The organism is Bdellovibrionales bacterium, from assembly GCA_041662785.1.
GTDB lineage: Bacteria > Pseudomonadota > Alphaproteobacteria > UBA9219 > UBA9219 > UBA8914.
Genome location: JBAZRW010000006.1, coordinates 36,599 through 63,232, shown reverse-complemented (window position 1 = coordinate 63,232; position 26,634 = coordinate 36,599). Strand labels below are relative to the sequence as shown.

The window sequence follows — 26,634 nt, the reverse complement described above, 5'->3', positions numbered from 1 at the left end:
CTAACCAATTGTTTTTTCAATAAACATGGGGGCTATCCGCCCGTCACCCGCCCCTTTTCCACGGAAAAGTGCTGGGCATAGGGCAAAAACGCGTCGAAAAAGGCCTCATCCGTCCCCGTCAGCCATGCCTGAACGCGAAGGGCAAGGATTTCCTCAAACAGCGCGGCGCGGCGCACGCCATCCAAATGCGCGGTAATATCATCCAAAAGGAACAGCGGCGGATGCCCTCCCCTCGCCACAGTCAGCGTGCGAACAAAGGCCAGCATAATGGCAACCAGCAGTGCCTTTTGTTCGCCGGTCGAGCATAGCTCGGCAGGGCAGTTGTGGGCGCGATGGATCACCAAGAGATCACTACGATGCACGCCAATCGCGCAGGTTCCGCTTTGCGCATCGCCCTGCCGCGAGCGTGCCAGCGCGGCACGAAGCTTATCCTCCACCAAAAGCGCGGGCTGATCGGCCAAGGCTTCCTCGGCCATGCCGACAAGGGTAATCTCCGCCTGCGGAAAAGCGCTTTGCGCCAGAGTCATCGCGCTTTGCAATTGCCGCAGCAGATGCAGCCGCGCCGCCGCAATCGAAACGCCCGTTTGCGCCATCGTGTCCTCTAGCGCCGCCAGCCACGTCGCATCCGCCACGCCATCGCGGAGCAGGCGCAGGCGCTCGCGCATCGCCTTCTCGTACCGATGGACGCGCCCCGCATGCGCGGGATCAAAGCTGTACACCATACGATCCAACAGCTTGCGCCGCGCCGCCGAGCCATCGGCCAGCACGCGATCCAGATCGGGCGTCACCCACGCCATCGCGACATGCTCGGCTAAGGCTTGCTGCCCCTTCACCGCGCGACCATCGACATGCACGACGCGACGCCCATTGTCAGGCGCGGCGGGATCGCGACCCGTCCCAATCTTCACATCGCCCTCGGACGTTCTCACCTCAGCCGCCACGGCCCATGGCAAGGACTCATCATGATTTTGCCACTCGGCGGATGAAGCGCGGCACAGGCCGCGTCCGGGAACCAGCAAACTAATCGCCTCAAGGATATTCGTCTTGCCACTGCCATTCATGCCCGTCAGCACGACAGGCGCGGACGCAAGCTTTAGCCTCATCTCGCCATGGTTGCGAAAGTTGGTGAGGGAAAGGGAGGAGAGGCTTAGGGGCATGAGAGAGCTCAGAGTACAGAGATCAGAGTTCAGAGTTCAGGGAGGGATTGCGGTAAAACCGTTTCTTATACCAACCGCCTTTTGAAATGATCCATTAATGAAAAAAGAAAACTGGATCCCCGCTTTCGCGGGGATGACGGTAGAGGAATGAAATTAAACATAAAACCTGTCATTCCCGCGCAAGCGGGAATCCCGTTTGGTTTCTTACTCAACGAGTCGTTTCATGCGCCGTTTGGTATTATCGTTTTCTTCCTGTCCTTTCCCCTTATCGTCATCCCGCACCCCTCTACGCCCTTTGGGCTTCGCGGGGCAGGCAGCGGATGACGGACAGGAAAAATATCAACCAACGACTCTTACTCTGAACTCTGAACTCTGAACTCTGAACTCTGAACTCTGAACTCTGAACTCTGAACTCTGAACTCTACACTCTGAACTCTACACTCGCATCGGCATCAAAACATACAACGCGCTGGCATCGGCCACATCCTGCACGATGGCGGGCGCTGCCGAGTCGGCCAGCTGGAAGCGCACGCCCTCGCCCTCAACCTGCATCAGGATATCCAGCAAATAACGCGCGTTAAAGCCGATCTCCATCGGCGCGCCGTCATAACTGACTTCCAACTCTTCGCTTGCGCTGCCCGCTTCCGGTGCGCTGGCCGAAATCACCAGAAGCCCTTCGGAAAGAGCCAGCTTCACGCCACGCGACTTTTCCGAAGAAATAGTCGCCACGCGATCCACTGCCGCCGCAAACAAACGCGCATTGGCGTCCAAAAGACGATCATTGCCCACGGGCACAACGCGCTCATAATCGGGGAACGTGCCGTCGATCAGCTTGGACGTGATCACGATGTTGTCGAACGAGAAACGCACCTTGGATTCCGACAAAGCAATCTCAATCGCGCCCGTCGCCTCGTCCAGCATCTTGCGAACTTCGCCCACCGTCTTGCGGGGAATGATGATACCGGTAAGGCCTTTGGCTCCTTGCGGCGCGGGCATCTCCACCCGCGCAAGGCGATGGCCATCGGTCGCCACGGCGCGTAGCACGTCAACCTTGTCAGCCTTGGTCGCATGCAGATAAATGCCGTTCAAATAATACCGCGTTTCCTCTGCCGAAATCGCAAAGCGCGTGCGATCGATGAGGCCGCGCAAATCCTCGGACGAGAGCGTAAACTTGTGCTTGTGATCGCCGTCGGGCATCTTGGGGAAATCCTCGACAGGCAGGCAGCCCAGCTTGAACTGCGAGCGGCCAGAGGACAAAACGATTTGCCCCGCGCTGACGGCGTTAATCTCAACCTGAGCGCCCTCAGGCAGCTTACGCACGATCTCATACAGAGTGTGCGCGGGCGCGGTGATTGCGCCAGCCTTGGCCACAACGGCGGCGGCCGTCTCATTGACCTCAATTTCCATATCCGTCGCGACAAAGGAAACCTCATCGCCATTCGCGCGGATCATGACATTGGCCAGAATGGGAATAGTGTTTTTCCGCTCCACGACGCTTTGGACGTGGCTAAGGCTTTTAAGCAAGGCGGCGCGTTCAAGGGTGATCTTCATGGGCACAGTCTCTTTTCGTTGGCGCAAAGGGGCGCTTTTTTTGAACAATAACCGTTGAGGTCGACTTGAAACCTGTCATCACCCTCAAAAACCTGTCGTCGTCCCCGCGAAGGCGGGGATCCCGTTTTCTTTTTATAAACAAACGGGATGCCCGTTTTCACGGGCATGACGGAATAAAAGGACGATGAGGTCAATTTCATCCAAGCAAGCCATACTACGACCTTAATGGAGATAACAGAGAATCGGCTGGATGGCTAGAGAGGCGTTCAACCCAACCCAAGCCGTTAACCATATAATTTACTTTTAACGCTTTTACTTTCATTTTATATCCTCCACAGCAACAGTCTGCGTACGATGAGGGAATGAGATGAAGAAGCTGAGTGAACCCCTAGAAAACATTATTGAAGCTTATACAAAAGCGACGGACGCCCATACCAAAGTTGTTTTTCTCAGGCAGCTAAAGACTGAATATGCGCCGACAAGTTTGGGTAAGGGTGTTGGGCGCATCCTTAAGGGGCAATCTTATCATCCCGAACGAATCTGGTCACAAAGGGATCAAACGCTTGTCGAATTAACGACAAAAGAGGCTCTCCTCATCTGGGACTATGGGATTGCCAACAGCGCCGTGGATTTTCTACGGGCATTTCTTGGCAACACGGAATACAGCCGCACTGATCGTTTGAGCGCCGCAAAAGCAGTCCTTAACGAAACCACACACTGCCTGTCAACAAAAGCCCCCTTTGTAAACTCCCTTAGACTATTCAGAGTTGTTGCCTTAAAGGTTCCAGAAGCTCTTGATGAGGGTTGGACCCTTAAAATAGCGCGTGGCGTTTTGGCGCTCCCCACCGAAGAGTCTTTAGAAAAGGGTCAGTACACGCTTGAACTCGTTCTTACAAAACGCCCGCAAGATGCTCCCATCGTCCTTGACTATGTAGAATCAATTCCTCTCTCAGACGGTCTGTACCGCTATTCTCGGGAAATAATTATCGATGCGGTCACAAATGTATGCCCCGACCTTTTAAAGACAGAGCGCCCCCCAAGACCCTACATGGCCACTGCGACAATTCAACGCCAAGATGTTGGGTAAAACGCTTTAATCTCTGCAACCCCCACCTTGCCAGCCCAGCGCCTATGGCTTACGGTGCGAGGATACAGGACGGGATGATCCATGGAAGCAGGCGCGTTTATCTTTGAGAGCTATGCGTACGACCGCGAAAGCGGCGTGCTGACGCTTGGCTACGCCTATGAAAATGGCTTGGCGTTTAAGGAAACCATCGCCTTTCCGCCCCCCGCCGCGCCGCTGGATGAGGCCACCAGCGCCGCCTTGGACTCGTGTTTTCGCCTTATCTTCCTTTTGGCGGGTGTCAGCTATTACAAGGCCACTGTGCCGGAACGCTTGCTTTGCCGCGCCTTCGCGCTTGATCCCAACACGGCCAGCTTTATCGAAAAGGTTTACCGGCATGGCCTTGGCGAGTTTGCCTATCGCAATGGGCTGAGCCTAAAGGATAAGATCAAAATGGCTGCCGAAGTCCTTGATCCGCCTATCGCTCGCCCCGTCGCCCTGAATGCCCGCCCGCTTGTCCCCGTTGGTGGCGGCAAGGATTCCATCGTGACGATAGAGGCGCTGAAAGCCAAAGGCTTCACGCCTGTTCTGTTCGCGCTGGGCCCCGATGCGCCGCTGCCCGCCCCCATCCGCGAGACGATTGCAGTGTCGGGACTGCCCTTTATCAAGGTCACGCGCACGCTTTCCCCCGCGCTGCTAGAGGCCAACAAAAACGGCGCGTTCAATGGCCATGTTCCCATCACCGCGATCCTGTCCGCTATCGCGATGGCGACCGCCATCATGAACGGCATGGACGCGGTCGTTATGTCGAACGAGCATTCCGCCGACGCGCCGAATTTGACCCACGACGGGCAGGAAATCAATCATCAGTACAGCAAATCCTTCGCGTTTGAAAAAGACCTCGCCGCCTATGCCCACGCCCATATCACGCCAAGCTTGCGCTATTTTTCACTGCTGCGCCCCCTGACCGAGGCCGCGATTGCAAGGCGCTTTGCGCGAAGCGAAGCCTATGACCACGTTTTCAGAAGCTGCAACGCCTCCTTCCGCCAAGACGCGGCCACCCGCGCCTCGCATTGGTGCTGCGCCTGCCCCAAGTGCCGCTTTGTGTTTCTGGCGCTCGCCAACTTTATGGATAAGGAAAGACTGCTGGGCATCTTTGGCGCGAACATGCTGGATGATGAGACGCAGACGGACGGCTTCGCCGCGCTGTGCGGCCACGACGCGCACAAGCCATTTGAGTGCGTGGGCACGGTGCAAGAAAGCGCGCTCCTGCTGGCCTTTTTAGCGCAGCAGGACTCTTGGAAAAACGATAGCGTCGTGCGGGCGCTGGCTCCGCGCCTTCCGGCTTTTAGCGAGGCCGCCTATCAGGCGCTTTTCCTGCCGCAGGAAGGCAGCGCCCTGCCCCCGCCGTATGATGAGGTGATCCATGCGGGCGCATGACCTCACCGGAAAACGCGTTGTCATCTGGGGCACTGGCATGGAAGGCCGCGCCGCGGCAGCCTTTATCCATGATCGCGCCGCGCCATCCTCTTTGGTTTTTGTTGATGATGCCCAAGGCGAGGAAAAAGGGAAAGCTTTGGCGCAAGCGGATGTCCTTATCAAATCACCAGGGGTCAGCCTCTATAGGCCAGAGATCCACGCCCTGCTGGCCACGAAAACGCCCGTCACCTCGCTTTTAAACCTGTGGCTGGCGGAGCCTCATACAGCCACCGTTGTCGGCATTACGGGCAGCAAGGGCAAAAGCACCACCGCTGCGCTTTTGGCGCATGTTTTGCGCGAGAACAACGGCAAAAGGATTGCTTTGGCGGGCAACATCGGCACGCCCGTCACCGCCATCGACCTTAATGAAATCGACATCGCGATTATCGAAATCTCTAGCTATCAAGCGGCCACCTTAAACGAAGGCTGCGACATCGGTGTCGTCACCGCGCTGTATCCCGAACATCTCGACTGGCATGGCCATGTGACACGCTACTATGCGGATAAGCTTAATCTGCTGAAGCAAAGCCGCGTGACCATCGCCTCGCCGCAAGTCGTCGAAGCCGCGCAAGCGTGCGGCCTTGACCTTACCCCCTCGCAATTGTTTGCGGAGGCGCAAGGCTTTCACGCGCAAGGGACGCGCCTTTATGACGGCGAGAAACCTCTACCCGCCCTTGATAACGGCTACCTCACGCGTGCGCATAACCTTGCCAACGTGTGTGCGGTTCTGAGCGTTCTTCGCGCCCTTGGCCAAGACATCAGCGCGGCGCTGGAGGCTATGAAAAGTTTTCAAGGCCTTCCCCACCGTCAGCAAGAACTGGGCGAAAAGGATGGCCTTCTCTATGTGAATGATAGCCTGTCCACGACACCGCATGCTTCCATCGCTGCGATGGAGGCGTATGCGGGTCGTCCCCTTACGTTGATTGCGGGCGGGTTTGATCGCGGCATCGATTACGCGCCACTTGTCGATTACGTCCTGCGCCGTCCGAACACCGCCATCGTGTGCATGGGGCCAAGCGGCGAGAGAATTTTAAAAGCGCTGGAAGAGAGCGACGCGAAAACCATCGCCCTCGCCGCATCGATGGAGGAAGCCATCGCCTTCGCCCGCGCCCATACCAATGTGGGGGGCGTCGTCCTGCTCTCCCCCGCCGCGCCTAGCTACGGCCTGTTCAAAGACTATGCCGAACGCGGCAGCTGTTTTGCCAAAGCGAGCGGCGTAACGGAAGGCTAGAGTTTTATTTCTCCAGCGCCTTGGCCTGAGCCTCAGTCAACTGAAAGCCCGTCAGCACGCGGATGTTGGCCGCGTCCTCGCCCTTCGCCAGCGGCAGGAAAATATGCAAGGGCTGGTCAAGCGTCACGGCTTTTCCATCACCCTCAAACGAAAATTCCGCCGTCATCATATCCTTGGCCAGCACTTTGTCCTCGGCACTCACGACCGAGACAAAGAACGGAAAGCTGACTTTGTTGCCGCCAAGGCGCGGCCCCTTTTGCGCCGCCATCGACAAGTCAAACGTCACGTCCACGCCCTTCTCGCCATAGGCGCACGATCCGTCCACCTTTTGCATCACAGCCACCGCCACAAGCGTTGTGGGATCGATCGCTTCCTGCCCGTAATCCTCCACCTTCTCAAGCGCGCGCACGATGGCGACTTGGGGACACAAAGGCTTAGGCTTGACGGGCGCGTCCTTATCCGTGGCGCATGCCGCAAGAGTCAGACAAGCCATCATCAAAGTCGGGAGTGTGCGTTTCATCGTGCTTTCCTTTTCCCCTCAAGTTTTAAGACGCGTGCCATGGGCAAAAAGCCAATAGGCCAACGTGAACAGAACCAGTGAAATGATCGCGAGCATCCCACCCGACGCCAGCAACATGGCTTCGGAAGATCCCGTAAAACCATAGCGAAAACCATCGATCATGTAAAAGAACGGGTTGAGATATAGCACGCCGCGCCATGCGGGGGGCAGCTGGCTTGCGGAAAAGAACGTGCCCGACAAAAACGTGGCGGGCGTAATGAAAAAGCTTTGCGCCGCGCCCAGATGATCGAACTTGTCGCCCAAAATCCCCGTCAAAAGCCCCATGAGTGAGAGCATCAGCGATCCCGCCACAGCAAAGAAAATAACGGCCCCGATATGGTGAGGCATAACCGCCGGCAGCGCCATAAATGCGCCCAGCCCCAGCCCGCCAACAAGCAAGCCGCGCACGACGCCGCTGATGGTGTAGGCCAGCGTTAGCTCTAGCGCCGACAAAGGCGGCATTAGAATATCGACAATGTTGCCTTGAAGCTTAGAGATAATCATCGAGCTGGATGGTGTCATAAAGGCGCTTTGCGCCATCGCCATCATGATCAGACCCGGAATGGCAAAGGTAAGGAACGGAACGCCATCAATCATCCGTGCATTGCCGCCCATGCCCACCGCAAACACGGCATAAAACAAAAACGTCATGACAAGCGGCGCAAGGATCGTCTGCGGCCAGATTTTCATGAACCGCGCAATTTCTTTGACCGTGAGCGTCCAAAGGCCGCGCCCGTTAAACGCGCCCAGAACCCGAACGCCCTTGCACGCATCGTCCATGCGAAGGAGGACGTCTTGTTCCTCTTGCTCTTCCATCATTTTTCGACGCAAAACGCGCATAAAGGTGACTCCCTTGGGTTAACAGGAGTCTACCGCGTGATGGGGATAGGATAAAGGGGAAAAGTGGCAGGCTTTTCCGATTGAAGGGGCGAAAGAACAGCCCTTTCTGCCATTGCCCCCATTCCGTCATCGCGAGCGCCGTAGGCGCGTGGCGATCCAGCTCGCCGCGCCGAAGCGCGGATGCGCGAAGGCGGGCGGCGAGCGATAGCGAGCGCATGAGTCAAAAAAGGAAAGAAAAGGCCTTCGTTTGCTTTTTTGCGTCATCCGCGCCGCAGACGCGGCGCAGCTGGATTGCCACGTCGGCCAAGAGGCCTCCTCGCAATGACGCTGAGGAAAAAGGGTGATGCAATCCCACCCTGAATCCTGAATCCTAAATCCTAAATACTGAATCCTGAATGCTAACTTTTATGGATCTTCTTGGCCATCAGCTGCAAAACCTCATCCACGCCGGTGCGGGCAACGGCAGAGATAACGTAAACGTCCTTGCGGCTCGCCCTTTTCAGCGCGGCGACTTTCTTTTTCACCTCGGCGGGGGTCAGCGCATCGGCCTTATTCAGCGCGATGATCTCGGCCTTGCGGCCCAAATTGTGGCCGTAAGCCTTCAGCTCGGCGCGGATGGTCTTATAGTTCGCCACAACGTCCTCATCCGTGCCATCGATCAGATGCAGCATCACGCGGGTGCGCTCCACATGGCCAAGGAAGCGGTCGCCGAGGCCCTGCCCCTCATGCGCGCCTTCGATAAGGCCCGGAATATCCGCAATGACAAAATCAACGCCGGAATCACGCTTGCTGTTCTTCGCACCGATACGCACGACGCCAAGGTTAGGCGAGAGCGTCGTGAAAGGATAATTGGCAATTTTCGGCTTAGCCTGCGTACAGGCCGCCAAGAACGTCGATTTACCGGCGTTCGGCAATCCTATCAGCCCCGCATCGGCGATCAACTTCAGGCGCAGCCAGACATCGCGCTCTTGCCCCGGCCATCCGGGAATGGTGCGGCGAGGCGCTTGGTTCGTCGCCGATTTAAAATACAAATTGCCAAAGCCACCATCGCCGCCCTTTAAAAAGACGACCTGCTGACCTTTTAAGGTCAAGTCCAACAAGACGGTTTCTTTGTCCTCAGCCAGCACTTGCGTTCCCACAGGCACGCGCAAGATCATGTCGGGGCCATCCGCGCCCGTCATGTTGCGCCCCGCACCCGGTCGGCCATTCTTGGCCACATAATGCTGTTGATAGCGATAGTCGATCAGCGTGTTGAGGTTGTCCGCCGCCTCAAAAATAATAGAGCCGCCCTTGCCGCCGTTGCCGCCATCGGGGCCGCCATATTCGATGTATTTCTCACGACGAAAGCTCAGGCAACCGGCGCCGCCGTTCCCGCTTTTTAAAGAGACTTTCGCTTGATCAAGAAATTTCATTCTAGGGTTCAGGGGTCAGAGTTCAGGGGGCCGAGTTCAGGGGTCAGGGGTCAGGGGTCAGGGGTCAGGGGTCAGGGAGCAAAGGCTTGATGATACATCTTATCAATAAAAATAAAATCTATAAAAAAAGAGAAAGGGGCAGAAGGCATTCACCCCCTGACCCCTGAACTCTGATCCCTGAACGCTACTTACGCAGCGTCCGTAACAACCGAAACATACATCCGGTCTTTGATTTCACGGAAAGCCACACGACCATCGACCTTCGCAAAGATCGTGTGATCCTTGCCGATGCCAACGTTCGTTCCGGGGTGATAGGTCGTGCCGCGCTGACGAATGATGATCGCGCCCGCTTGCGCGGCCTGACCACCCGACAACTTCACGCCAAGACGACGGCCAGCGGTATCGCGACCATTGCGTGAGGAACCGCCTGCTTTTTTATGTGCCATAGTTTTTCTCCCTTAATCCGAAACCTTACTTCGCGCCTTACTTGGCTTTGATCGCCGTGACTTTAAGCACGGTGAAGCTTTGGCGATGGTTGAACTTGCGACGATAGTTTTGGCGACGCTTCTTCTTGAAGATAATCAGCTTGCCCGTGCGCTCTTGCGCGACGACTTCCGCCGTGACGGACGCGCCAGCAACAAAGGGAGCCCCCATCGTTACCTTGCCATTATCACAAAGCATCAAAACTTCGTTCAAATCGATGGATTTGCCAGCTTCGGCGTCCAGCTTTTCGACTTGAAATGTATCACCTTGGGCAACTTTATATTGTTTGCCGCCGGTCTTTACGACTGCGAACATCTTTTACCAGCCATTTCTGTATGTTAACAACAATCAGGTCGCGTCATCCAAGATGGGCGACCCGTGGAAGCGCGTTTTTGCCGGATTCTCGCCGCGATGTCAACAAGTCATTTGCTTGCCTAGAGCAGATCGCGAACGGTTGGCGGGTTTAACCGCCAAAAGTTCGCGTGAATCTGCTCGACAAACAAAATGTTAGAGCGTTTTCCGACGGCAAAAAAAGCACCAACCTATCCGAAAAACGCTCTAGCCCGTTAACTTTATTAATCCGCCTCAACAAGGAGAGATTATTAAGAATCAGGGCTCTGCCCCCGCCTCTCCAGCAGGAACCCATTTAGTCCTACGCTACGCGGATGCGGCGGGCGTTGCGCCATTTACCTATAAGGATCAGGGAGGCAATCAAACCACAAAGCATGATGAGGTAAGACGGAAACGCTATCTCGGCAAAGGACATATCTTTGGCAAGATATAAGCCGGTTGACGAAGAAAAAGAGGCGCCAAGATAAACCCAGATTGTTTCGCTCTCCGGATGCGTCCAGCTTTTCTTAATTGTTGGCAAAGCCGCTGCGCCATCGCTCAGGATCGCAAACAAGATCGCGATATTCGGGTTCTTTGTAATCGCCCACAAAACAAGCGCAGCAAGGGACAATGCGCCGCAGACCCAGTCGAACTTTCCAAGCTTCCACGCTGCATTCTTATTATGAAAGGATGCCATAAAAATCATACAAGGGCCGAAGCCAGCCAGAAAGACCGGAAAGACCGCCCACGTTACGCCCTGCGCCAAGGCCGCCGCGACACCGATAAACGGCGCAAACGCCCATAAGAAAAAACTAACGCGATTGGGCTGCGATCGCCCCAAATATGTATCTCGCACATAGGCCATAGAGCCGAACAAATGAACGATTGTGCCGATAATAACGAGCGCTTGCGTTTCCATAAAGGCTACCTCTCCAGCGGTTTGTATTTGATCCGGTGAGGTTGGTCGGCGTCGGTTCCAAGGCGGCGGTGGCGGCAACGACCAACAATGATAAGTCCAGCAATCAAAGCGCAAATCGCAACGCAATAGGCGGGATAGGCTATCTCCGAGAAACTATAGCGCTCTAGCGCCACAAAACTAGTCGCATAACCAATCACTGGCAATAAGTAGCCAGCAGCAATTTCCGTATCAGGATGACGCCAAGATTTAATTATCGTCGGAAAGGCCGCCGTCGTTCCAGCAAAGATAGAGAACAGAATGGCAAGGTTGGGATTACCCGTTACTTTCCAAAGAATAAGGCCGATCACAGCTAAAACGCCGCACACGAAATCGAAAGGCGATGTCTTCCACGCCGCTTGTTTGAGGCTGTAGGAAAGGCACAGAACCGAAAACGGACCCACAAAGGCAACCATAACGGGCAGCAATCCCCACCGCACACCATCCGACCACGACGCGGCCAAGGCGATGCCGCCTTCCAGCGCCCACGCAAAATTCGTCACGCGGCTTGGTCTTGCATCCCCTTTCACCATGCCTCGCAGGTACAACACCATCGACATGATGTTGGCAAGCAAGCCGAGGGCGAGGATGGAGAGAGTCATCGTTCCCTACCTCGCCAGCGGTTTGTATTTGATCCGGTGAGGTTGGTCGGCATCGGTTCCAAGGCGGCGGTGGCGGTCGACTTCGTAATCCTGATAATTGCCTTCAAACCAGACGACTTGGCTATCGCCCTCAAAGGCAAGGATATGCGTCGCGATGCGATCAAGGAACCAGCGATCATGGCTGATCACCACGATGCAACCGGGAAAATCAACCAGCGCATCTTCCAGCGCGCGCAAGGTTTCGATATCCAGATCGTTACTCGGCTCATCAAGCAGCAGCGTGTTCGCGCCGGACTTCAGCATCTTGGCCATATGGACGCGGTTGCGCTCACCGCCCGATAGCGTGCCGACCTTTTTCTGCTGGTCGGGGCCCTTAAAGCCGAACGCCGCCGTATAGGCGCGGCTGGCCACTGTGCGCTTCCCCAGATCGATCACGTCCGCGCCGTCCGAGATTTCCTCCCACACGTTCTTGTCAGCATGTAGGCTGTCGCGGCTTTGGTCAACGTAGCCAAGCTTGACCGTATCGCCCACTTTGATTGTCCCTCCATCGGGCTGTTCCTGCCCCACGATCATGCGGAACAGCGTCGACTTGCCCGCCCCGTTCGCGCCGATAATACCGATAATGCCTCCCGCAGGCAGCGTGAACGTCAGATCATCGATCAGCAGGCGATCACCATAGCCCTTGCGTAAATGCTCGGTCTCCACCACCAACTGTCCCAGACGCGGCGGCGTCGGAATCACAATCTGGCATGTTTCGGGCGCTTTATTGGCGTTTTCGGTCAGCAGATTATCATAGGCCGTAATACGCGCCTTATTCTTGGCGTGGCGAGCCTTAGGCGATTGACGGATCCACTCCAGCTCTCGCGCCAAGGTGCGCTGCCGCGCGCCCTCATCCCGCGATTCCTGCCCAAGACGCTTTTGTTTTTGCTCCAGCCATGAGGAATAATTGCCCTCATAAGGAATGCCGTTGCCGCGATCCAGCTCAAGGATCCAGCCCGTGACTTGATCCAAGAAATAACGATCATGGGTGACAAGGATCACCGCGCCCTTGTAGTCCACAAGGTGCTGTTGCAGCCACGCAATCGACTCCGCATCCAAATGGTTCGTCGGCTCATCCAGCAAGAGCAAATCAGGCTTCGACAGCAAAAGGCGGCACAACGCGACGCGGCGGCGCTCACCTCCCGACAGCTTGGTCACATCGGCATCGGCGGGCGGACAGCGCAGCGCGTCCATCGCGATTTCCACGGTGCGCGAAAGGTCCCACGCGTCGGCGGCCTCAATCTTTTCCTGTAGCTCGCCTTGCTCATCCAGCAGCTTTTGCATCTCATCAGGGTCTTCGACTTCGCCAAGCAGGTTGCTAACAGCCTCAAAGCGATCCAACAAAGCCTTCGTCTCGCCAAGACCCGCCAGCACGTTTTGCTCAACCGTCATCGTGGGGTCAAGCTGTGGCTCTTGCTCAAGATAGCCGACGGAGGTTCCGTCCGCCGCAAAGGCCTCGCCGCTATAATCCTTGTCCAGACCCGCCATGATTTTCATCAGCGTGGATTTGCCAGAGCCATTCGGGCCCAGAATGCCAATCTTCGCATCGGGATAAAAAGAGAGACGGATATTGTTCAAGACCGTTTTGCCATTGGAAAACGTCTTGGTTACGCCATTCATGACGTAGATGTATTGATATGAGGCCATGGGAAAAGGCTTTAGCGGTTTAGCGCGTAAAAGTCCAGCGGGCAGGACAATTAGACCGCTAAGTCCCTCGATTGAACATTATTCCACTGAACCTTGCTCCTATAAGCCGCTCTTTCTTCGATAGTGCCTTTAAAAGACAAGGCCTGTAAGGAGAAGGCGAGTCTGCTCATGGGAATAAGAACAAGAGGAACATGCCCCCACATCCTATCTGAATGCATAGCCACTATTCTATAGCCCCGTTCAACGGTATTAACGTGTACGGACATCTTCGTTGCAAGTTCGTACGTTTTCATATACGCCAAGAGAACAGCACGGGCATGACGATACGTTGCTTTGTCATCAAATATCAGCGCATCAAGACAAATATGCGTCAAGGCTGTCATATTTTTTTTGGTTCCTTGAGTGAGCGTATGCAGCTTGGGAGCGCACTCAACAACAGCGTGGGTCAGTTTTTTCCACGCCGCAACGTTAGCCTTGTTTTGCATCCAGTCATGAATCAACAGGGCAATATCCTGTTGGTCAATTTTTTCTTTTTTGTTCGTCTCCGCCATATAGCCTCCTATAAAATCCATTTATTCATAAAACAATGCTGCCCCTTACTACAACGGCCAAGCACTATATCACAAGAAAAAAATATGGTTAATCCGCACCTTTCTTAGAAAAGCTATCCCTTACGGCCCCGCAGGACTTGCTCAAAATGCGAGGGCTGAACAACGGGAGGAAGCCCTCCTTCGGGCGCGCCAAGAACCTGCCGGATGGCCAGAAGGCCAACGCGATTGCACAAGGCGACGATTTCAGCGGGGGACATGCCCTGCGTGCTATCGGCCAGTTGGTCAAAATCAATGTCCGCTGAAAGCGGCAATTTACGGGCATGAATCTGCAATATCTTCTTACGCACCGCGCCGTCGGGCATCGGCAACGTCATCGCGAAATCAAACCGCCCCGGCCGCAGCATTTCCGAGGTCAACCGATCCGGCCTGTTCGTCGCGGCCACCACCACCACGCCGGACAGGAGAGGCAGCGCATCCAGCTCGGCCATCAGCTGCGCGACAAAGGGGTGCTGATGCGGCCTGTCGGCATCACCCCCAACGGGCTCAAAAAGCACATCGATATTATCGAAGAAAACAAGGCAAGGAGCCTTGCGCCGCGCCAAAGAAAAACTCTCAACCAAAAAGTTGGTGTTGTTCTTTTGATCACGCGCCATCATGGCGGGACACGAAATCTCGACGTAATGGATAGGAAGCTGCGCGGCAAGCGCCCGCACAAGAGAAGTCTTGCCCGTGCCCTGCCCGCCCGACAAAAGGATGGAGCGCGGCGGATGAACGCCCGCTGCCGCGAACACCTCTTGCCCATGCAGCGACCATGTCAGAGTTTCACTAAGCACTTGCTTGATGTCGTCCAGCCCCGCCACGTCATTCCACAAAACCGAAGGAATATCGCAGATAATATCGCTGCTGGCCGAAGGCGTCGCGGAACAATAAGCCGCCGTAAAGTCTTTCTCTCCAACCTTGGACGATGTCGCCAGACAAGAAGCCGCCTGCGCCAAGGACGTTAAATCACGCGCCGTCATCCCACTGGAAATGGTGGCGAGCTCATCCAAATCGACGTCATCCGCCAACGCAAATCCCTTGGTTGCACAATGCAAAACCTCGCGCCGCCCCCAGCGGTTGGGCGCATCGACCTGAAGGCGGAAATCAAAATGCGACGACAGGCGGGCAATCTGGCTGGGGTCTCCCGCCAACACGCCAAAGACAACAACATTCGGGTTCATCGGCAACTCATCCAGCAAAGAACCGATTTGCTCGACCAACGCATGGGTTGCTCCGGCAAGCGCCGAGCCCTCGCCTTGCGCCAAGGCCTCTAAATGATCCAAAAGCAGAAAAGCGGGGCCGCTTCGGCTAACGTCAGCCAGTTTTTCCTCAAGCCCCACCGTACCCCGCTCGATCCACTGATTGATCAGGTGATAGGCATCAAGGCCATAAAAAGCTACCTTGCTTTCCTTGGCGAGACGCTCAACCAGCTTGGCCTTACCGCAGCCTTCCGGCCCCATCAGCAAGAGGGAACGCGCCGTATGCGCCACGCCCTGCGAAAAGCGCGCTTGGGTGAGTTTCTGGCAGGTTCGATAGACTTCGCGCAAGCCCCCAAGGGAAGGCAACGCCTGATCCCCCGATGCTGTATCGGGCATTACGGCAAAAACGGTACTGCTACCGATTTGAGCGGCATCAGAGGGCACAACACCCGCCACTTTGGCACGCAAAGGAAAGCGATCCAGCGTGGGAAAAAGCAGCTCGTCATCCGCCCTTACGGCGCGTTTCATGCAATGATTGACCAACTGCTTTTCGCGAGCGATCAAATGAACTTGGTCGATGCCGTCCTGCGCTTGAAGCATGACGCGCTCGGCCACCGGCAGCTTCACGCGCTCTGGCAACAGGCGCACTTTTTGCCCCGAAAGGGAGCCAAGATTACGAGCCGTAAGGGAGCTAACGCGTGCTAAACGCTGATTATGATCGCCCAGAAAAGCCGCCTTTACCAAAAGATGGCCAAGATGCCCCCCTTCAACCCCAATCAAATCGCCAACCGCAACGCCCAAAGCGCGCATGTCCGAGGGGTCAAGATGAATAACGCCGTCTTGGGTATCCGGCATTTCATAAAGCGTGAGCGTTATATCTGAAAACATGCAAACCACAGCCAGAAGCAAGAGGGGGGAAAACGCGGGGAAAGGTCGTGTAATACCAACAGCTATACTTAATGACACATGGACGGACAAACCCCCTTTCGTCATCCCGCTGAAAAGCGGGATCCAGCGCCGCGCGTCTGCGCGGCATAAGACTCTCTTATGCGCCGTGGACACGGCGCGACTGGATACCGGCTTTCGCCGGTATGACGCTAAAGGAAAAAGCTTTCCATAAGAGTCAGTATTTATGGTCGTTGGTATAAGGTAGGCTAAAAAACGAATCTCTCCCCCAGTAAGGGAGAACCCTTTTTATCATAAAAACTTTATAAACGCCAAACCCTTCTTGGGTCAGGAAAAAGCCTTACTCCATGAAATGCTCGCGCTCTTTTTCAAGCCGAGAGCGCGACAGCGCATAGATATCCGCCACGAAGGGCAAAAGGGTTTGAAGTTTTTCTTCCTCTTGATTCTTGGCGGCTTTTTCCAAATCCGCCATCAATTGGCTAAGGCGCAGAAGACCACAGCTGGCACTGCAACTTTTCAGCGTATGGGCGGTCTCCTGAATAAGCCCCTGATCCTGCTCTTTAAAAAGAAGAATGCGCTTTGCAGAGTCATTGAGGAAGGTCTCGGTTACCACGCCTACGGCCTCTCCGCCCAAATCGTGTTTCATACGCTCAAGAACCTTAGGGTCAAAAAGAACGGCTTCCGCCACCTGTCCTGTTTTGGGCAAAGGCGATTGATCTGAGGACATCGAAGACGGCACAGGGGCGGCGTGCGCCTTTTCCTCTGCGCACGCGCCCCCAAACGATAACCAACGCTCAATCACGGCATGAAAGCGACGACACTCAAGCGGCTTATTCAGGTAATCATCCATGCCTGCCGCCATGCACATCTCGCGGTCACCATCCATGGCGTGCGCCGTGAGCGCCACGATAGGGACTTTTTCGTTATGCCCACCCAAGGCGCGAATTTGGCGCGTCGACTCTAGCCCATCCATAATGGGCATAGAGACATCCATAAGGATCAAATCATAATCCTTTTCCTTGGCCTTTTCGACGGCTTGTAGCCCATTATGGGCTTCCTCAACCATCAAGCCTATCTTTTGCAAATAACGACTGGCGATCAGACAATTAATCTCATTATCCTCAACCAACAAAACCCTATATTCCCGTGTGGGATTGCTTATGACAGGCTGGTGAATCTCCGAGACCGTTACCGCTGAGCAACCTTCATCATTTTGCGCAATTTGAAGCGGGAGCATAAACCAGAATTTGCTCCCCTTCCCCTCTTGGCTTTCTACACCAATTTCGCCCTTCATCAGCGTGACAAGGCGGCGACAAATAGCAAGGCCAAGGCCCGTGCCCCCGAAGCGGCGCGTATAAGTTCTTTCAATCTGGCTGAATTCTTGAAACAGTTTTTGTTGATCCAACAAACTGATGCCCATTCCCGAATCCTGAACTTCAAACCGCAAAAGCTGCCCTTCCTTGCCGTCCACCTCTTGCGGCATCATCGCCACGATACGCAACGTCACGCGGCCCTCATCCGTGAACTTAATGGCATTAGACGTCAGATTCAAAAGAAGCTGGCGCAGCCGCCCGCCATCCCCGATAACCTTCGGCGCAACATCGGGGGCGCAAGATGCCTCTAACGTAATCTTCTTTTTCCCTAACAGCGCTTGGCTAAACGCCGTGATCTCTTCCAAAAGCGCACTAAGGGAAAGAGGCTCAGGAACGATATCGATCTTTCCTGCCTCCATTTTCGCATAGTCCAAAATATCGTTGATAATGCCATGCAAAACCGAACTGGACGTATTGGCCATCGAAACCAGATACCGCTGTTCCTTATCCAAGGAGGTGTCTTTTAAAAGTTTAAGAACACCCAATATCCCATTGAGCGGCGTCCGTATTTCATGGCTCATCATCGCCAGAAAGCTTGTTTTAACCGCACTCGCTTGCTCGGCCATCGCCTTGGCCTGAATTAAATCCTCTTGCGTTTGCTTGATCGCCGAGATGTCGGTAAAAAGGCTAACGTAATAGCCTGCCCGTCCCTCTTTATCCAAAAACGGGCTTAGGTTCCACTCTGTCCAAAATGGGGAGCCGTCTTTGCGATAAAGTAGCAACTCTAAGGCCGCCGTTTCATGCGCCCCCATCGCACGATCAAACGCGCTCTGAGAAGAAAGATCCGTATTCCAACCAAAAAGAAACCCAGGCTTTTTGTCACAAACCTCTTCAAGCGTGTAGCCCGTCATTTTGGTAAAGGCCTCGTTCACAAAAACGATGGGCATGTCTGCCCTTACCATATCGCGGATCAAAACCCCCATGCGTGTGCTTTGCAGCGCGGCGGCAAACAGCGCGTTGTTCTTTTCCGCCGCACGCGTGCGCGCAATAGATTGTTTCTGCTGATACAGGGCATCCGAAAGAGCAACAACAAGAGCAAAGTTGCCGATCAAAATTAATAGGATAAGAAGCCCACTGATGTTTTTTTCATATTCCCAATAGCCAAACAGCCCCAACGCCACAAGCTGCGGGAGAACCAAAAGGAAAAGAAAGCGATACGATAAAAATCTAGAATCGCGCACGGGGATCCTTTGAAAAAGGGGAAGGCATTAACCAGTCAACCTTATTTCAAACAAAAAATGATTAAGGATGTGCTTACAGTGGTATGATTCTTCCGTCTCCTGTTGTAAAAAGAAAGGGAAAGACAAAGGCTGCCCTTTTGCCTTAAAAAGAACCCGTTTAAACCCCACATGAGAAAAATGACGTTCTCCAAATTCTCCCTGTTCCTTATCCTCTGCCTGACCACGATGGCCCATGCGGCCTATGCACAGCCGGAAGGAGAGCAAACGCCCGCGTCCAGCACAGGGTTACCGCTGCCGCGCTTTGCCTCTCTTCACATAGATGACGTCAACCTGCGCACAGGGCCAGGGACACGCTATCCGATTGAATGGGTGTACCGTACGGAGGGCCTTCCCGTCGAAATCACAGGCGAGTTCGATATTTGGCGGCGCATTCGCGATTGGGAAGGGTCGGAAGGCTGGGTTCACAAAAACGCCCTGACAGGCAAACGAACAGCCATCGTCACGCAAAAAGAGAAAAAACTTTATGACAGCGACTCTTATGACTCGGCTATCGTGGCCACGGTTGAATCCAATGCCATCGGGATCATCAAATCCTGCCAGCCCGCATGGTGCAAAGTGCAATTTGGCTCGGTAAAAGGTTACATGCAAAAATCAGACTTCTGGGGGGCCTATGCGCAAGAAGTGTTCAACTGAAGACGACACACCTTCCCTGCCGTCCTCTCTTTCCCATCGCCGCATCCTCTTGATCATCTCTGGCGGGATCGCCGCGTATAAAAGCCTTGACCTTATCCGCCGCCTGAAGGAGCGCGGGGCGCAGGTGCGCTGCATCCTGACCAGCGGCGGCGCGGAATTTATCACGCCGCTTGCCGTCGCAGCGTTATCGGGAGAGACAACACTTACGCAGCTTTTTAATGCCGAAGATGAGAAGCAGTTCGGCCATATCCGCCTGTCGCGTGAGGCGGATTTGATTGTTGTCGCGCCCGCCTCGGCCAACATGATCGCCAAGATGGCGCATGGCCTAGCGGATAGTCTGGCCGCCGCCGTTTTGCTGGCAACGGATAAGCCCGTGATGATCGCGCCCGCGATGAACGCGCGGATGTGGGCGCATCCCGCCACGCAGGCGAATATCAAAACGCTGGCCTCTCGCGGCATTGTGCAAGTCGGCCCCGCGAGCGGTGCGCTGGCGTGCGGTGAGGAAGGCGCAGGCCGCATGAGCGAGCCGGACGCGATCCTGTCGTCTATCGAAAGCTTTTTCGCGCAGAACGCGCCGCTGCAAGGTCAGCGCGCCCTTGTCACCAGCGGCCCGACGTTTGAGCCGATTGACCCCGTGCGTTTTATCGGCAACCGCTCCTCTGGCAAGCAGGGGCACGCGATTGCCGCTGCGCTGGCAACAGCGGGAGCCGATGTCACGTTGGTGACAGGCCCGACAGCCCTGCCCGATCCGCAAGGCCTGCGCGTGATCCACATTGAAACGGCGCAAGAGATGCTGGCGGCATGCAAGGCCGCCCTGCCCTGTGATATCGCGGTGTGCGCTGCCGCTGTTGCCGATTGGCGGCCAAAGGCACAATCACGCTCGAAAATGAAAAAAGAAAGCGCTCACGCCGCCCCCACACTCATGATGACAGAAAATCCCGATATCCTTGCCACGCTGTCACAAAAGGGCGAGAGCCGCCCCCGTCTGGTGATCGGCTTTGCAGCAGAGACAGATGATGTGATCGACAACGCCAAGGCCAAGTTTGCGCGTAAAGGCTGCGACTGGATCCTCGCCAATCAGGTTGGCGGCGGCAAAGGCTTTGGGGCCGAGGAGAACAGCGTGACGCTTTTAAAGCACACGGCCAAAGGCACAGTGACCGCCGAGCCATGGCCAACCCTTTCCAAAACCGCCCTCGCCCAAAAGCTGGTCGACGCGATTGTGAAGGAAGGGAAGAAATAAGACTCTCCGACGACTTTCTCTGAACTCTGAACTCTGAACTCTGAACTCTGAACTCTGAACTCTGATCTCTAACCCCTAGGAACACCCCCATGACCACCGTCACCGTCGCCATCACCGCCCTGCCGCACGCACAGGGGCTTGACCTCCCCGCCTATGCCACCGAGCACGCGGCGGGCATGGACCTATGCGCGGCGGTGGGGCAGGACGCGCCCATCACGCTGCAAGCGGGTGAGCGCAAGCTTATCCCCACGGGGCTTTCCATCGCGCTGCCAGAAGGGTTTGAGGCGCAGATAAGGCCGCGCTCTGGCCTCGCCCTGAAAAACGGGCTGAGCGTTTTGAATAGTCCGGGAACGATTGACGCCGATTACAGGGGCGAGGTGCAGATCATCTTGGCCAATCTGGGCAGCGAGCCTTTTACCGTCACACGCGGTATGCGCATCGCGCAAATGGTGATCGCGGCCTATACAAGGATCATGTGGGAGCCCGCCGCCGCCCTCCCCCCGACCAGCCGAGGCACTGGGGGCTTTGGGTCAACGGGCGTGGGGTGAGAGGGGGGTTTTTCAGTTTATATCCCGCCCTAACAGACCGCGTCATGCCCGCGAAAGCGGGCATCCCGTTTGTTTAAAAAAAAGAAAACGGGACTCGCGCTTGCGCGGGAGTGACGGAAAAGGAATGGGAGCCCGCCGCCGCCCTCCCCCCGACCAGCCGAGGCACAGGGGGGTTCGGGTCAACAGGGGTTGGGTGAGAGAGAAAGAAAGCGTGTGTAAAGAGGCTTACTTTCTATCGTCTCCCCCATCTTTATCAGTCACCAAGCGTTTTACATCGCCATCGGAACGTCCGCCACCGCTTGGGCTCGTTCGTCCGATGGATGGAGAGCCTTGACCACCAGCTAAGTTGCCGCCACCGCCTAAATTACCGCCGCTGCCACCGCCGCCACTACCTCTTGGTCCGATGGGTGGATTATTTTGACCACCACCCAAAGCGCTGCCTCCACTACCGCTTGGTCCGTTGAGTGAATTATTTTGTCCCAAATTTGTGATTGCGTCTCGTATTTCTCCATGACGCTGTTCTGCGACTTCTCCCGCCGCATGTTCTTTCTCCGCCAAAATCGCATCATCTTTGTTCTTTAAATTATGAGAAGATGCATGCCCGATTTTCTTAGCCATGGGGTCTCCAATCGCTTGACCACCGGCCTTACTGGCAGACTGAACCATTTCCCCCGTTTTATGACCAAGGTAAGCTGTTCCAGCCCCCATAACTTTTTCTACCATGCCCCTATCGCCCATGCCAACGCCCATGGAGCCTTGAGCATTCATCCAGTTCATGCCATGTTCCGCAAAGTAACCAACAGTTTTGAAACAGTTATTGGCGCAAATATAAACCAACACACAGTACATCAAACAAAAGATGATTTTAGAAAGAACGGCAAAACCACCTTCAAACGCGCCAACACTAGCGGAAGCAACACTAAAAGATAAGTTAAGAAAGTTAATGGCCACAAAGAACATTAACATGCCCGCTATAAGACCAAAAACGGTCAAAACAGGACGCAAGAATATACTGAGAATAAAAAAGTACCCTTTTTGCGCCACCCCCCCCGGCAACCCATCGCCATAAGGCGTGAGATGAGCCAGCGCAAATAAGGGGGCTGAAACAACAGCTTCAAAAACAGAAATCAGCCACGACAACACATGAAAGAAAAAGCGAATAAAAGGCAATAAGGGAACATAAAACCCCATCATAATGCCAGCAGCCGCCATCGCCCCCGCTATTGTAAAGGCAACCCCCAAAAGACCGCCTGCGATGTTGGCAATACCTGCACCGATAAACGCTCCAGCAATTCCACCTGCGGGAAGCGCAAGCCCCCCCGATACCCCACCTGCTGCAACAGACCCTAAAACTGCACCTGTCGCCGCTGATGCCATTGTTCCCATGCCTGCCACAGTCATAAGATTCATAGCATACGAAAAGAGCTTATACCCGAAAGAAGCAACCTCAGAAAAGGGATTGGCGTTATTCCCCGCCTGCAGAATAATTCCATTTTTATCCCATAACTCTATTTGCCTACCGGCAAAATCAAGTCCTTTAAAAAATAAAGAGGACACTGTTCCTAAAGCTGGGTTGGAATCAGCGCTGGAACCTGTCGCTGCTAACGCTGTCACATCATTTTTGTTGGCAGAATCAACAATAGAAGCAAACTTAGTCACATACTCGGACACTGTTTGATCATTTGTGCGAATCTTTCCAGAGTCAAACAACCCCGTCTTCTGAGAGACCCAGCCCGAGAACCCGCCAGAGCTTAATTGCGGAGGCGACAATTCAACAGAAAAAGTAGAATTGACCATATCGAAAAGTCCACCTTGCATGCGTGCTAGAGTATTAAACCACGCCCCAGCCATAACCCACCCCGAAGTAGAATACTTAGCTATCGCGGCATTATCAAAGGGCTTAGCGATAGAAGCACTCAGAGCACTATGAAGACCAGTCGTTACAGAGGTTTCAGCAGTTTTAATAAGGTTTTTCGATTCAGTAATGATGCCCTCTGGCGTGCTTTCAACCACAGTTCCACGATAAGCCGCAGGCAATAAACCAACCGCTAACTTGGCAATAGCGGTGTCTGGTTGAGTCACAATATCAACAACATTAGTAAAAGTGTCATAAGAAACTTTATAAACGCCTGCGGCAAGACCATCCAATGGATCACCTGACACATAATCAGGCTCTGGGGGAAGACGGATAGAACCACATCCAACCTTTTTGTTCGTACTTAAAAAAGCTGCCTCTACATAATTACTTTCTGCAAACAACCCGCCTTCCGATTCATATGGCCTAAATTCTATATTTGGTATAAGATACCCGTCTAAATCTGTCGCCCCTGACGCAATCATCGCCTTAATCATGGCATTATGCTGCGCGACACAGCCACCATAGGCAATAATGTTTTTCACCACAGATTCAACATACGGAGGGGGTGGAACGACAAACCCCATGCTGTTAAAATTCGTTGTCAACCCTCCAAGAAACCCCGTCCACGTCTTGCTGGCAAAGGCAGAACCCCACTTCGTCATTTGAATGACAGCATATTGTCCCGTGTTTAGCCCCCCAGAAATAGGAACCAGAAGACCAATGGCAAGAACAAGACGGATAGGAGCCCACACCTGATTGGCACGTCCCATTGGCTTACCCGTATGCGCTGTCTCTGCAATCATCGACGCCAAATGATACATCAACAAAAAACCTGCCACCGCTAAAATCATGCTGCTATAAGTAGAAAATGCGGCAAGAAGTGCCTGCTGTATCATTTGACTATTGGGCGCATAATAAGATGAGGCACACCCAGAGCCCGCGTTAAGATCACTCCCCAAAAACAAATAACCAATCCACTTTTGAGCTAAATCACATTTTTCATTCTCGCTAGACAACGTAAACATACTCTCGGCCGCATGGGCCGACCCTGTAAACAGCGACATGACAAGGGCGAAGATGAAGATGGCGGCGAAGACAAGCGTGCCTATCACCGCGCCGAAAAGGAGGATCTGGGGCGTGCCCTCCTTTGTAAAGGACAGGTTGCTATAAGCGGTGGCGATCACCTCACGCAACGTCAGGCGCAGGCTGTTATCCCGCATCGCGGGGTGATCCTTGGGGAACAAACGGTGCGCGGCAAAGACCATCGCGATCATGCGCACGAACATGCCCATGCTTTCGCCCAGCGGCTTAATATCGCGGTCAAAGCGCGGGTTGAACAACAGCCCCAGCAAGGAGCGTTTTTTGTCTTTCGCTTTATCGTCATCGTTGTTGAAAAGCATAAACTATAGCCTCCAGCCACCTTGTTTTTGCACCGTGCGCTTTTTACTCTCTCCACCCTGCGCCTAGGATTTGATCCAACCGTAAGGAAAGACCCCTCCCCGATTTTGCTTTTGCAAAATCGACCCTCCCGCAAGGGGAGGGTGGTTCACCCTTATCCGTTGCCCCCCAACGCACGAGTCGGCATGAGACACGTCCCTATACTATCTATTATAGCTCAATCAGTTAAAGAGCTTTTAATATTTTCACGAAAGTCTTTTAAAAAGAAACCAAATGGGATCCCCGCCCCAGCCCTCTGGATACCGGCCTTCGCCGGTATGACGGAAGGGGGGTATGACAGGGAGCGTTTAATTTTAAGCACTTACGTCATCCCGCTGACCCTGCTTCGCTCTGACGAGCTTCGCAGGGCTGAAGCTTAGCCCGGCGAAGCTGCGGAGCAGCGTAGACGGGAAAGCGGGATCCAGCCGGTCTCTCCGCCCTTCCTATCGCTTATTCAGCCCCCTTACGCCGCCGCATCAACCATATCAAGGATCGAGGCCACCATCGCGTCCTTGATCTGCTTTTCGTTCGCCTTGCTGACGGGAACCATGGGCAGGCGAAGCTCATTGCGGCACTTGCCCAAAAGGGACGCGGCGTACTTGACCGGCGAGGGCGAAGTCTCGACAAACAGAACCTCAATCAGCGGCATCAACTGGTCGTTGATCTTTTGCGCGGTGGCGATATCCCCTGCCCTCCACGCGGCCTGCATCTTCGCGCACAGCGACGGCGCGATGTTCGAGACGACCGAGATATTCCCCATGCCGCCCTGCGCCAAAAAGGCCAGCGCGATATCGTCATTACCGGACAATTGAACAAAGTCTGCGCCGCACAGCTGCCGCACTTTCAAGGGGCGTTGCAGGTTCCCCGTCGCATCCTTCACGCCCACAATGCGCGGCAATTGAGAGAGTCTTGCCATCGTCTCTGGCGTCATGTTTACGATGCTGCGCCCCGGAATGTTATAGATAAAAACGGGCAGATCGCTGGCGTCATGGATAGCTTTGAAATGCTGATAGAGGCCTTCTTGCGAGGGCTTGTTGTAATAGGGCACAACGTGAAGCGCGGCGTCCGCGCCCGCCTTTTGCGCCTGTTGCGTTAGGTGAATGGCATGCGCGGTCGAGTTTGATCCGCAACCCACCATCACAGGAACCTTGCCCTTCGCCACATCAAGGCACGCACGGGTCAATAGATCGTATTCTGCATCGGACAGGGTGGGCGCTTCGCCCGTCGTGCCACAAGGGACAAGGCCATTCGTGCCTTCATGAATCTGCCACGCCACGAAATCCTGAAACGCCTTTTCGTCAATCGCACCGTTCTTAAAGGGCGTGATAAGGGCCGTTATGGAACCGAAAAACGGGGACTGAGTCATGGCCGTGGCCTCCTTTGAAAGCGTTAAAACCGAGAAAAGCATGCGCCGCGTCTCTTGCCTTTTCAAGGAAAAAGGTAAGGAAACTCCCCCAATACCCTGTTAACCATAGCAGAAAGAAATACTTTCTCGCGCTTGCTTTGGAAGCGATTTTGGACTATGTATAGAGTTAGTTTAAAATAAGATTATGTGAAGGATCAAAGCAATGACAGTCCGCTCTTTCTTTGCCACTGCTTTGACGCTTATTGCGTTAACGTCAGCTGCGCCTGCACAAGCCGCAACGATCGACTTTACCGGAAACCATGATTACATGGGTTTGGTTGACGCGGGCAACACAGGCACGATTGCCACCAACACGTTCGCTGGTGATGGCGGGTTTAAGTACGACAATGTCTCTGGCTTGCTCCCCAGTAATACCGCCATCACGTTCAGCTATACGTTCCTTGGCTCTCTTGGGCAATGGGACTACGTTCAGGGCAATGCCTCCTATAAGGAAGCTCCCTATCGCTATCGCGTTGGGGCTGACTCCAATGGCTGGACATTGAATCAAGAAGCTTTTAGGCATCATGGATTCCACGACACGAGCGACACCCTTGACGTGAGCGTTTCCGCGAATATGGAGGGCGACAAGCAAACCGCCACCGTCATTATCACCAACTTAGCCAATGTCGCCGCGAACTTTGACAGCTACTTCCTTTCCTATCGCTGGATGCGCGAAGGCAGGGTTGCAACAACCTACGCCGTGTCAAGCGTGCCGCTTCCCGCCGCCCTGCCCTTGTTTGGCTTGGGTCTAGCTGGACTGGCTGGCTATCGCCGCCGTAAGAGCAGCAAAGCGGCCTAACAAAGGCTTGGATCAAAAAAAAAGGGGAAGCCGCCTAGGCTTCCCCTTTTTTTGTTG

23 protein-coding genes are annotated in these 26,634 nt (G+C 54.5%); 8 read left to right on the top strand and 15 right to left on the bottom strand.

The window, feature by feature from the left end:
* Positions 1-32: 32 nt before the first annotated feature.
* Complete coding sequence (gene recF, locus WC612_06010) at positions 33-1,157, bottom strand: DNA replication/repair protein RecF (GenBank protein ID MFA6280328.1); 1,125 nt, start codon at positions 1,155-1,157, stop codon at positions 33-35.
* A gap of 147 nt (positions 1,158-1,304) precedes the next feature.
* Here recF and WC612_06005 point away from each other — a divergent pair, with 147 nt between their 5' ends.
* Positions 1,305-1,481, top strand: coding sequence for a hypothetical protein (locus tag WC612_06005; protein ID MFA6280327.1), 177 nt, complete (start codon positions 1,305-1,307; stop codon positions 1,479-1,481).
* A 111-nt stretch (positions 1,482-1,592) separates the two neighbouring features.
* Here WC612_06005 and dnaN read toward each other — a convergent pair whose 3' ends face one another.
* Positions 1,593-2,708 carry a DNA polymerase III subunit beta gene (gene dnaN / locus WC612_06000; protein ID MFA6280326.1) on the bottom strand — a complete coding sequence of 372 codons (1,116 nt, stop codon included), beginning with the start codon at positions 2,706-2,708 and terminating at the stop codon, positions 1,593-1,595.
* 367 nt (positions 2,709-3,075) lie between these two features.
* On the opposite strand from dnaN, the gene WC612_05995 reads away from it, so the two are divergent.
* The 3 genes from WC612_05995 to murD all read left to right on the top strand — a co-directional run bounded on the left by WC612_05995 (position 3,076) and on the right by murD (position 6,481).
* Positions 3,076-3,795 carry a hypothetical protein gene (locus WC612_05995; protein MFA6280325.1) on the top strand — a complete coding sequence of 240 codons (720 nt, stop codon included), beginning with the start codon at positions 3,076-3,078 and terminating at the stop codon, positions 3,793-3,795.
* Between the two features lie 81 nt (positions 3,796-3,876).
* Positions 3,877-5,211, top strand: coding sequence for a hypothetical protein (locus tag WC612_05990; GenBank protein MFA6280324.1), 1,335 nt, complete (start codon positions 3,877-3,879; stop codon positions 5,209-5,211).
* Positions 5,198-6,481 carry a UDP-N-acetylmuramoyl-L-alanine--D-glutamate ligase gene (gene murD / locus WC612_05985; GenBank protein MFA6280323.1) on the top strand — a complete coding sequence of 428 codons (1,284 nt, stop codon included), beginning with the start codon at positions 5,198-5,200 and terminating at the stop codon, positions 6,479-6,481. The genes WC612_05990 and murD overlap by 14 nt, the downstream gene beginning before the upstream one ends.
* 4 nt (positions 6,482-6,485) lie before the next feature.
* Here murD and WC612_05980 read toward each other — a convergent pair whose 3' ends face one another.
* The 11 genes from WC612_05980 to WC612_05930 all read right to left on the bottom strand — a co-directional run bounded on the left by WC612_05980 (position 6,486) and on the right by WC612_05930 (position 18,597).
* Positions 6,486-7,001, bottom strand: a complete 516-nt coding sequence (locus WC612_05980; GenBank protein MFA6280322.1) for a hypothetical protein — start codon at positions 6,999-7,001, stop codon at positions 6,486-6,488.
* 18 nt (positions 7,002-7,019) lie between these two features.
* Positions 7,020-7,880, bottom strand: a complete 861-nt coding sequence (locus tag WC612_05975) for an ABC transporter permease (protein MFA6280321.1) — start codon at positions 7,878-7,880, stop codon at positions 7,020-7,022.
* Between the two features lie 398 nt (positions 7,881-8,278).
* Positions 8,279-9,292, bottom strand: coding sequence for a GTPase ObgE (gene obgE / locus WC612_05970; protein ID MFA6280320.1), 1,014 nt, complete (start codon positions 9,290-9,292; stop codon positions 8,279-8,281).
* A gap of 188 nt (positions 9,293-9,480) precedes the next feature.
* Complete coding sequence (gene rpmA / locus WC612_05965; GenBank protein ID MFA6280319.1) at positions 9,481-9,738, bottom strand: 50S ribosomal protein L27; 258 nt, start codon at positions 9,736-9,738, stop codon at positions 9,481-9,483.
* A 37-nt stretch (positions 9,739-9,775) separates the two neighbouring features.
* Positions 9,776-10,090, bottom strand: coding sequence for a 50S ribosomal protein L21 (gene rplU / locus WC612_05960; GenBank protein ID MFA6280318.1), 315 nt, complete (start codon positions 10,088-10,090; stop codon positions 9,776-9,778).
* Positions 10,091-10,427: 337 nt separating this feature from the next.
* Positions 10,428-11,024 carry a hypothetical protein gene (locus tag WC612_05955; GenBank protein ID MFA6280317.1) on the bottom strand — a complete coding sequence of 199 codons (597 nt, stop codon included), beginning with the start codon at positions 11,022-11,024 and terminating at the stop codon, positions 10,428-10,430.
* Between the two features lie 5 nt (positions 11,025-11,029).
* The gene (locus WC612_05950; GenBank protein ID MFA6280316.1) at positions 11,030-11,662 is read right to left on the bottom strand and encodes a hypothetical protein; all 633 of its coding nucleotides are present in this window, start codon (positions 11,660-11,662) and stop codon (positions 11,030-11,032) included.
* 6 nt (positions 11,663-11,668) lie between these two features.
* The gene (gene ettA, locus WC612_05945; GenBank protein ID MFA6280315.1) at positions 11,669-13,348 is read right to left on the bottom strand and encodes an energy-dependent translational throttle protein EttA; all 1,680 of its coding nucleotides are present in this window, start codon (positions 13,346-13,348) and stop codon (positions 11,669-11,671) included.
* 50 nt (positions 13,349-13,398) lie between these two features.
* Entirely contained in the window at positions 13,399-13,899 is a 501-nt protein-coding gene (locus tag WC612_05940; protein ID MFA6280314.1) for a hypothetical protein, read from the bottom strand.
* A 113-nt stretch (positions 13,900-14,012) separates the two neighbouring features.
* Positions 14,013-16,025, bottom strand: coding sequence for an AAA family ATPase (locus WC612_05935; GenBank protein ID MFA6280313.1), 2,013 nt, complete (start codon positions 16,023-16,025; stop codon positions 14,013-14,015).
* 358 nt (positions 16,026-16,383) lie between these two features.
* Positions 16,384-18,597, bottom strand: a complete 2,214-nt coding sequence (locus WC612_05930; GenBank protein MFA6280312.1) for an ATP-binding protein — start codon at positions 18,595-18,597, stop codon at positions 16,384-16,386.
* Between the two features lie 177 nt (positions 18,598-18,774).
* On the opposite strand from WC612_05930, the gene WC612_05925 reads away from it, so the two are divergent.
* The 3 genes from WC612_05925 to dut all read left to right on the top strand — a co-directional run bounded on the left by WC612_05925 (position 18,775) and on the right by dut (position 21,078).
* Positions 18,775-19,290 (top strand): SH3 domain-containing protein, encoded by a 516-nt coding sequence (locus WC612_05925; GenBank protein MFA6280311.1) that lies wholly within the window; start codon positions 18,775-18,777, stop codon positions 19,288-19,290.
* Positions 19,268-20,530 (top strand): bifunctional phosphopantothenoylcysteine decarboxylase/phosphopantothenate--cysteine ligase CoaBC, encoded by a 1,263-nt coding sequence (gene coaBC / locus WC612_05920; protein MFA6280310.1) that lies wholly within the window; start codon positions 19,268-19,270, stop codon positions 20,528-20,530. Before WC612_05925 ends, coaBC begins: the two co-directional genes overlap by 23 nt.
* Before the next feature lie 89 nt (positions 20,531-20,619).
* Entirely contained in the window at positions 20,620-21,078 is a 459-nt protein-coding gene (gene dut / locus WC612_05915) for a dUTP diphosphatase (protein ID MFA6280309.1), read from the top strand.
* A gap of 225 nt (positions 21,079-21,303) precedes the next feature.
* Here the strand turns inward: dut and WC612_05910 are convergent, their stop codons facing one another.
* Both WC612_05910 and dapA read right to left on the bottom strand, forming a co-directional pair.
* Positions 21,304-24,336, bottom strand: a complete 3,033-nt coding sequence (locus WC612_05910) for a DotA/TraY family protein (GenBank protein MFA6280308.1) — start codon at positions 24,334-24,336, stop codon at positions 21,304-21,306.
* A 500-nt stretch (positions 24,337-24,836) separates the two neighbouring features.
* Positions 24,837-25,739 (bottom strand): 4-hydroxy-tetrahydrodipicolinate synthase, encoded by a 903-nt coding sequence (gene dapA / locus WC612_05905; GenBank protein MFA6280307.1) that lies wholly within the window; start codon positions 25,737-25,739, stop codon positions 24,837-24,839.
* Positions 25,740-25,941: 202 nt separating this feature from the next.
* Here dapA and WC612_05900 point away from each other — a divergent pair, with 202 nt between their 5' ends.
* Entirely contained in the window at positions 25,942-26,577 is a 636-nt protein-coding gene (locus WC612_05900; GenBank protein MFA6280306.1) for a VPLPA-CTERM sorting domain-containing protein, read from the top strand.
* The last annotated feature ends 57 nt before the right edge of the window (positions 26,578-26,634 follow it).

Bases quoted from the DNA above. Each gene is read 5' to 3' on its own strand.
- dnaN (MFA6280326.1), bottom strand. From the start codon at position 2,708: ATGAAGATCACCCTTGAACGCGCCGCCTTGCTTAAAAGCCTTAGCCAC.
- WC612_05910 (MFA6280308.1), bottom strand. From the start codon at position 24,336: ATGCTTTTCAACAACGATGACGATAAAGCGAAAGACAAAAAACGCTCC.
- WC612_05980 (MFA6280322.1), bottom strand. From the start codon at position 7,001: ATGAAACGCACACTCCCGACTTTGATGATGGCTTGTCTGACTCTTGCG.
- obgE (MFA6280320.1), bottom strand. From the start codon at position 9,292: ATGAAATTTCTTGATCAAGCGAAAGTCTCTTTAAAAAGCGGGAACGGC.
- WC612_05900 (MFA6280306.1), top strand. From the start codon at position 25,942: ATGACAGTCCGCTCTTTCTTTGCCACTGCTTTGACGCTTATTGCGTTA.
- recF (MFA6280328.1), bottom strand. From the start codon at position 1,157: ATGCCCCTAAGCCTCTCCTCCCTTTCCCTCACCAACTTTCGCAACCAT.
- WC612_05935 (MFA6280313.1), bottom strand. From the start codon at position 16,025: ATGTTTTCAGATATAACGCTCACGCTTTATGAAATGCCGGATACCCAA.
- ettA (MFA6280315.1), bottom strand. From the start codon at position 13,348: ATGGCCTCATATCAATACATCTACGTCATGAATGGCGTAACCAAGACG.
- WC612_05995 (MFA6280325.1), top strand. From the start codon at position 3,076: ATGAAGAAGCTGAGTGAACCCCTAGAAAACATTATTGAAGCTTATACA.
- WC612_05955 (MFA6280317.1), bottom strand. From the start codon at position 11,024: ATGGAAACGCAAGCGCTCGTTATTATCGGCACAATCGTTCATTTGTTC.
- WC612_05990 (MFA6280324.1), top strand. From the start codon at position 3,877: ATGGAAGCAGGCGCGTTTATCTTTGAGAGCTATGCGTACGACCGCGAA.
- murD (MFA6280323.1), top strand. From the start codon at position 5,198: ATGCGGGCGCATGACCTCACCGGAAAACGCGTTGTCATCTGGGGCACT.
- dut (MFA6280309.1), top strand. From the start codon at position 20,620: ATGACCACCGTCACCGTCGCCATCACCGCCCTGCCGCACGCACAGGGG.
- WC612_05940 (MFA6280314.1), bottom strand. From the start codon at position 13,899: ATGGCGGAGACGAACAAAAAAGAAAAAATTGACCAACAGGATATTGCC.
- dapA (MFA6280307.1), bottom strand. From the start codon at position 25,739: ATGACTCAGTCCCCGTTTTTCGGTTCCATAACGGCCCTTATCACGCCC.
- rpmA (MFA6280319.1), bottom strand. From the start codon at position 9,738: ATGGCACATAAAAAAGCAGGCGGTTCCTCACGCAATGGTCGCGATACC.
- rplU (MFA6280318.1), bottom strand. From the start codon at position 10,090: ATGTTCGCAGTCGTAAAGACCGGCGGCAAACAATATAAAGTTGCCCAA.
- WC612_05950 (MFA6280316.1), bottom strand. From the start codon at position 11,662: ATGACTCTCTCCATCCTCGCCCTCGGCTTGCTTGCCAACATCATGTCG.
- WC612_05975 (MFA6280321.1), bottom strand. From the start codon at position 7,880: ATGCGCGTTTTGCGTCGAAAAATGATGGAAGAGCAAGAGGAACAAGAC.
- WC612_06005 (MFA6280327.1), top strand. From the start codon at position 1,305: ATGAAATTAAACATAAAACCTGTCATTCCCGCGCAAGCGGGAATCCCG.
- coaBC (MFA6280310.1), top strand. From the start codon at position 19,268: ATGCGCAAGAAGTGTTCAACTGAAGACGACACACCTTCCCTGCCGTCC.
- WC612_05925 (MFA6280311.1), top strand. From the start codon at position 18,775: ATGACGTTCTCCAAATTCTCCCTGTTCCTTATCCTCTGCCTGACCACG.